The sequence below is a fragment of the Streptomyces sp. NPDC052682 genome (assembly GCF_040678435.1).
GTDB lineage: Bacteria > Actinomycetota > Actinomycetes > Streptomycetales > Streptomycetaceae > Streptomyces.
In genome coordinates this window covers 309989-316440 of the sequence record NZ_JBFATS010000010.1, presented here as the reverse complement: position 1 = coordinate 316440, position 6452 = coordinate 309989, and the positions used below count along the sequence as shown (strand labels likewise).

The window sequence follows — 6452 nt, the reverse complement described above, 5'->3', positions numbered from 1 at the left end:
AGACTCTCTCGCGGCTTTCCTCCGGGCGCTTCCCTTCGGTGTTTCCGACTCTATCAGATCTTTCCGGATCCGATTTCCTCGGTGCTTTCCAGGTTCCCGCTTCCGCGTTTCCCTTTCCGGCGGTTCCGACTTTATCAGAGGTTTCGGGCCGGACTGACCGGCCATCCATTCCGATTCATCGGGAGGGGCTTCTCCGAAATCAGCGTTTCCGAGAAGCGGATAGATGTTCACCGCTGCCGGAAGGGTCTCAACCCATCTCCAGGCAACTGTTCGAATCTACCTCCCCGCATCCTCCGTGTCAACGGCTCCTGCGGGGCGAAGAGGAGACTAGCAGCTGAACGGGCGCGTATGCACATCAGGCGGCCGTGGGCACGGCGGCGCTGCGCTCGGACGCGTCGAGGTCGCCGGTGTCCCCCGCGCGGGCCGCGCGGCCGCCGAGCACGTAGACGTAGGTCAGGAAGAGCAGCTCGGCGACGACTCCGATGCCGATCCGGGCCCAGGTGGGCAGGCCGGACGGGGTGACGAAACCTTCGATGGCGCCGGAGACGAAGAGGACCAGGGCCAGGCCTATGGCCATGCCGATGGCGGCTCGGCCCTCCTCCGCCAGGGCGGTGCGCCGGGTGCGCGGACCGGGGTCGATGAGGGTCCAGCCGAGGCGCAGGCCGGTGCCGGCCGCGACGAAGACCGCGGTCAGCTCCAGGAGGCCGTGTGGCAGGACGAGGCCGAGGAAGGTGTCGAGGCGGCCGGCCGAGGACATCAGGCCGATGCCTATGCCCAGGTTGAGCATGTTCTGGAAGAGGATCCACAGGACGGGCAGGCCCAGGAAGACGCCCAGGATGAGGCAGAGGGCGGCGGCCCACGCGTTGTTCGTCCAGACCTGGGCGGCGAAGGACGCCGCGGGATGGCTCGAGTAGTACGTCTCGTACTGGCCGCCGGGGCGGGTGAGCTCTCGGAGTTCGCTGGGGGCGGCGATGGTGGCCTGGACGTCGGGGTGGGTGCCGATCCACCAGCCGAGGAGGGCCGCTACGGCAGTGGAGAGGAGTGCGGTGGGCACCCACCAGTGGCGCGACGTGTACACGGCCGCGGGGAAGCTGTGGGCGAGGAAGCGGGTGACATCGCGCCAGGAGGCGCGTCGGGTGCCGGTCACGGCGCTGCGCGCGCGTGCCACGAGCTGGCTGAGGCGGCCGGTCAGCTGCGGGTCGGGGGCGCTGGACTGGATCAGGGAGAGGTGGGTCGCGGCGCGCTGGTAGAGGACGACGAGTTCGTCGGCCTCGGCGCCGGTGAGGCGGCGCTGGCGCCGGAGCAGGGCGTCGAGGCGGTCCCACTCCGCGCGGTGGGCGGAGACGAAGACGTCCAGGTCCATCTGTGTGCCTGCTCCTCGGCTGTACGGCGACGGCTCTCGTGGATCAGCATGATCTGCTTGTCGTACTGCGATGTGCCCTCAGCTTGGCAGACTGGCGGTGTCGGGGGCAGGCCAGGGGAAGGACGGCGGGCGTGAGTGAGCTGGTGACGGGCGAGGCGGTGGCGTTGGAGCTGCGCCCCGCGAGGCTGCCCAGCAGGGCGCTGGCCGTGCTGCTCGATCTGGTGGTGTACGTGGCGGCGTACGTCGCCGTGACGATCGCCCTGGTGGCTGCCACGGCTTCGCTGGATGAGGCGGCGCAGACGGCACTGTCGATCGCGGCGTTCGTGCTCGTGCTGGTGGGCGGGCCGATCGCGGTGGAGACGCTCACGCAGGGGCGGTCCCTCGGGAAGGTGGCCGCCGGACTGCGGGTGGTGCGCGACGACGGCGGGCCGATCCGCTTCCGGCACGCGTTGGTGCGGGGGCTGATCGCGGTCGTCGAGATCCTGATGACGTTCGGGGTCGTGGCCTGTATCGCCTCGCTGGTGTCGGCGCGTGGGCGGCGGCTCGGGGACGTGTTCGCGGGCACGCTCGTCGTACGGGAGCGGGTGCCGGTCGCGCGGGCGGGGTTCGTGCCGCCGCCTCCGCCCTGGCTGGCCGGGCGGTTCGCCGGGCTCGACCTGTCCGCGGTTCCCGACGGTCTGTGGCTGGCCGTACGGCAGTACCTGACGCGGATGCGGCAGTTGGACCCGCAGGTGGGCTGGGCCATGGCGGAGCGGCTGGCGGCTGATCTCGCGGAGCGTACGGGTGCTCCGGTGCCGGCGGATGTTCCGCCGCCGGTCTATCTGGCGGCGGTGGTGCAGGAGCGGCAGGCCCGGGAGGCTCAGCGGGCCTTCGCAAGCGATGCGCGGGCGGGCGGCGGGGCGGCCGGTGCCGGTTCCCCGCCCGGGACCTCCGGGGTGTCCGGGGCGCCGGGGGTGTTCGGTCCTGCGGTGGTGCCGGGGGCTTCGTCTACCGCCCGTCTTTCGGGGCGTGCGGACGTACCGCGGCCTGCCGAGTACGGCACCGCCGTGCCTTCGGGCGGCGAGGAGAGCTCGGCGGCCGCGCCGGATGCGCGGGGCTCCGGCCGTCCGGGCACCGGGTTCGTGCCGCCGGCGTAGGTCAGCGTCTGCCCCTCCCCCGTCAGGGGAACACCGACGGGGGCGATTCGAGGTCTTCCAGTTCGATGCCGGGCGCCGAGAGGACCACGTCCGAGGCGATGTGCACGGTGTGCTGCTCGCCCGTGTCCAGGGCTGTGACCTGGTACGCGTCCACCGTGAGGGGGCCGTTGTCAGTGGCGTGTGTTTCTCTGTTCAGCAAGGCCCAGGACTGGTCCACGGTGCGGGGGGCGAGGACCGGGTCCGTGAAGGCGACCAGGCGTACGCGGGTCGGGGTGGACGAGGGGGTGAGGCGCAGCAGACGGGTGGTGGCGATCAGGAACGCGGGGGAGGTGCCGGTGAAGGCGTGGGCGCGCACGTTGCCTTCCGTGGCATGGGTGCCGGTGGGGTCGGTGCGGACCCAGGTGACACCGTCCAGGGCGGCGCCACGGACCTGCCAGTCCGCCGCGTGCAGTTCGAGACGGATGGGGCGGCCGAGTTCATCGAGGGCGAGGTCGACGGAGCCGCGGTGATCGCCCGAGGGGGTGGTCAGCCGTGAGACGTAGCGCCAGCCGGAGGGGCCGACGGCGCAGTGGAAGTGCTCTTCTGCGAGGGGGGTGTGATCGTGCGGATCGTGGAGCGAATAACGGCCGCGGGGCATGGAGGTCCTGGGGCGTGAGGGGCTGGTCCGGCCGCTGGTCGGGCGAACGGGGCAGGCCCCCGGCACGGGGGTGCGGGGGCCTGCCTCCGAGGACGTGCCGCCGGTGAGCGCTTCCGTGCGCGGGCGCGCTCACCGGGCGGTACGGGCTCAGTAGCGGTAGTGGTCCGGCTTGTACGGGCCCTCGACCTTCACACCGATGTACTCGGCCTGCTCGGGGCGGAGCGTGGTCAGCTTCACGCCGAGCGCGTCGAGGTGCAGACGGGCGACCTTCTCGTCGAGGTGCTTGGGCAGCACGTAGACGCCGGTCGGGTACGCGTCGGGCTTGGTGAACAGCTCGATCTGGGCCAGGGTCTGGTCCGCGAAGGAGTTGGACATCACGAACGACGGGTGGCCGGTGGCGTTGCCCAGGTTCAGCAGGCGGCCCTCGGAGAGGACGATGATCTTCTTGCCGTCGGGGAAGGTCCAGGTGTGGACCTGCGGCTTGATCTCTTCCTTGACGATGCCGGGGACCTTGGCGAGGCCGGCCATGTCGATCTCGTTGTCGAAGTGGCCGATGTTGCCGACGATCGCCTGGTGCTTCATCTTGGCCATGTCGCTGGCCATGATGATGTCCTTGTTGCCGGTCGTGGTGATGAAGATGTCGGCCGTCTCGACGACCTCGTCGAGGGTCGTGACCTGGTAGCCGTCCATCGCGGCCTGCAGGGCGCAGATCGGGTCGATCTCGGTGACGATCACGCGGGCGCCCTGGCCGCGCAGGGACTCCGCGCAGCCCTTGCCCACGTCGCCGTAGCCGCAGACGACCGCGGTCTTGCCGCCGATCAGGGTGTCGGTGGCGCGGTTGATGCCGTCGATCAGGGAGTGGCGGCAGCCGTACTTGTTGTCGAACTTCGACTTGGTGACGGCGTCGTTGACGTTGATCGCCGGGAACAGGAGGGTGCCCTCGCGCTGCATCTCGTACAGGCGGTGCACGCCGGTGGTGGTCTCCTCGGTCACGCCGCGGATCTCGGACGCCAGCTGGGTCCACTTCTGCGGGTTCTCGCTGAGCGTGCGGGTCAGCAGTTCGAGGATGACGCGGTGCTCGTCGGACTCGGCGGTGTCGGGCGAGGGGACCTTGCCGTCCTTCTCGTACTCGACGCCCTTGTGGACGAGGAGGGTGGCGTCACCGCCGTCGTCCAGGATCATGTTGGGGCCGCCGGTGGGGCTGTCCGGCCAGGTCAGGGCCTGCTCGGTGCACCACCAGTACTCCTCGAGGGTCTCGCCCTTCCAGGCGAAGACCGGGACGCCCTGCGGGTTGTCGGGCGTGCCGTTCGGGCCGACGGCGATGGCGGCCGCGGCGTGGTCCTGGGTGGAGAAGATGTTGCAGGAGGCCCAGCGGACCCGGGCGCCGAGGGCGACCAGGGTCTCGATGAGCACGGCGGTCTGCACGGTCATGTGCAGGGAGCCGGTGATGCGGGCGCCCTTGAGGGGCTGCGCCTCGGCGTACTCCTTGCGGATCGCCATCAGGCCCGGCATCTCGTGCTCGGCGAGGGTGATCTCCTTGCGGCCGAACTCGGCCAGGGAGAGGTCGGCGACCTTGAAGTCCTGTGCGACAGTCGTCATGAAGAGCTGCTCCTCGGGTTGGGTCGAGGTGGGTACGGCTGATCTGCGCGGCGGCGGACACAGGGGTGCCCGAAGAGGGCACAGGCATGCCCGCGTACGCGCAGCGCAGTCCGTCGGAGGCCCTCTCTCCCTCGGTCGGCCCGCTTCGGGGGCCGCCCGACCGCCATCAGCAGCGACGTCTGGCTCCGTCCCAAGCTACACCGGACGCCCCCGGCATCCCCAGTCCGCCTGGCGAACACATCAGGACGATCACCGCGCGTGCACGGGGCCGGCGTCGCCAGGCACGGGGAGTTCACGGTGAGCCGCTCCCCTCCATCCCTCGCGGACAGTCGAGCGGGTCGGCGGGGACGACGTGCGGCGCGGGGCAAGGCTTCGACGGGGCGCTCGTGCAGCGGGTCATCGGGGCCGGAGGAGACCGCGTGGCGTGCTGCACCGTCCCGGGCACGTACCACGCGGACGGTGTGGCGGGCGGGATGCACCGGCCCTGCGACGTCCGGGTGGTGAAGGGTCGGCTGTTCACGAACGCGAGGTGACCGGACCGCCCCGGCGCTGCTCGCGTCGGGCGCGCTGGGCCGGGGTGGGTCTCGCGGTCGCCGCGGTCGTCGCACGGCGCTGCCGGGCGGCCGCTTCGCCGGCGGACGTGGCCGGTGCGGGGCTGAGGGGCGGCGGAACGCCGGCGGGGCCCGCCGACGGCTCGGCGGGCCCCGGGGGCAGGTGGGCGTGGGGGCTCAGTGTTCCTCGGCGTGCGGGACCGGGCCGCCGGGGGTGGCCTCGCGGTCGGGGCCCTTGGCGGCCTCGGCATCGCTGTAGATGTCCGGCTCGAGGTAGATCACGCGGGCGATGGGCACGGCGTCGCGGATGCGGGCCTCGGCGGCGTTGATGGCGTTCGCGATCTCGCCGGCCGTGTCGTCGTGCTGGACGGCGATCTTGGCGGCGATCAGCAGTTCCTCGGGGCCGAGGTGGAGGGTGCGCATGTGGATGATGCGGGTGACCGTGTCGCCGTCGACGAGCGCGGACTCGATCTTCCGGGTCTCCTCGGCGCCCGCGGCCTCGCCGAGCAGCAGGGACTTGGTCTCGGCGGCGAGGACCAGGGCGATCAGGATGAGCAGGACGCCGATGCAGATGGTGCCGATGCCGTCCCAGACGGCGTTGCCGGTGGCCAGGGCCAGGCCGACACCGCCGAGGGCCAGGACCAGGCCGACGAGGGCGCCGAAGTCCTCCAGGAGGACCACCGGCAGCTCGGGGGCCTTGGCGTGGCGGACGAACTGCTTCCAGGAGCGCGTCCCGCGCAGGGTGTTGGACTCCTTGATGGCCGTGCGGAAGGAGAAGCCCTCGGCGATGATCGCGAAGACGAGGACGCCGACCGGCCAGTACCAGTGCTCCAGCTCGTGCGGTTCCTTGATCTTCTCGTAGCCCTCGTAGAGGGCGAACATGCCGCCGACCGAGAACAGGACGATGGAGACCAGGAAGGCGTAGATGTAGCGTTCGCGGCCGTAGCCGAAGGGGTGCTGCGGGGTGGCTTCGCGCTGGGCCTTCTTGCTGCCGACCAGGAGCAGGGCCTGGTTGCCGGAGTCGGCGAGCGAGTGGACGCCCTCGGCGAGCATCGAGGACGAGCCGCTGAACGCGAACGCCACGAACTTCGATGCCGCGATCGCGAGGTTGGCGGCGAGTGCCGCCACGATCGCCCTGGTGCCGCCTGACGCGCTCATGTGTCCGC

At 71.1% G+C, this 6452-nt stretch carries 5 protein-coding genes; 1 reads left to right on the top strand and 4 read right to left on the bottom strand.

From position 1 onward, the window contains the following. Positions 1 to 355: 355 nt before the first annotated feature. On the bottom strand, positions 356 to 1363 hold the full coding sequence (locus AB0K80_RS18580; protein ID WP_365670814.1) for a stage II sporulation protein M: 1008 nt from the start codon (positions 1361 to 1363) through the stop codon (positions 356 to 358). Between the two features lie 131 nt (positions 1364 to 1494). Between AB0K80_RS18580 and AB0K80_RS18575 the strand changes: the two genes are divergently transcribed. Then, positions 1495 to 2499, top strand: coding sequence for an RDD family protein (locus AB0K80_RS18575; protein ID WP_365670812.1), 1005 nt, complete (start codon positions 1495 to 1497; stop codon positions 2497 to 2499). A gap of 22 nt (positions 2500 to 2521) precedes the next feature. On the opposite strand, the gene AB0K80_RS18570 is transcribed toward AB0K80_RS18575, so the two are convergent. The 3 genes from AB0K80_RS18570 to AB0K80_RS18560 all read right to left on the bottom strand — a co-directional run bounded on the left by AB0K80_RS18570 (position 2522) and on the right by AB0K80_RS18560 (position 6444). Further along, positions 2522 to 3136 carry a hypothetical protein gene (locus AB0K80_RS18570; protein ID WP_365670811.1) on the bottom strand — a complete coding sequence of 205 codons (615 nt, stop codon included), beginning with the start codon at positions 3134 to 3136 and terminating at the stop codon, positions 2522 to 2524. 147 nt (positions 3137 to 3283) lie between these two features. Beyond that, positions 3284 to 4735 (bottom strand): adenosylhomocysteinase, encoded by a 1452-nt coding sequence (gene ahcY / locus AB0K80_RS18565; protein WP_365670809.1) that lies wholly within the window; start codon positions 4733 to 4735, stop codon positions 3284 to 3286. A 728-nt stretch (positions 4736 to 5463) separates the two neighbouring features. Then, entirely contained in the window at positions 5464 to 6444 is a 981-nt protein-coding gene (locus tag AB0K80_RS18560; protein WP_365670807.1) for a cation diffusion facilitator family transporter, read from the bottom strand. Positions 6445 to 6452 lie beyond the last annotated feature (8 nt).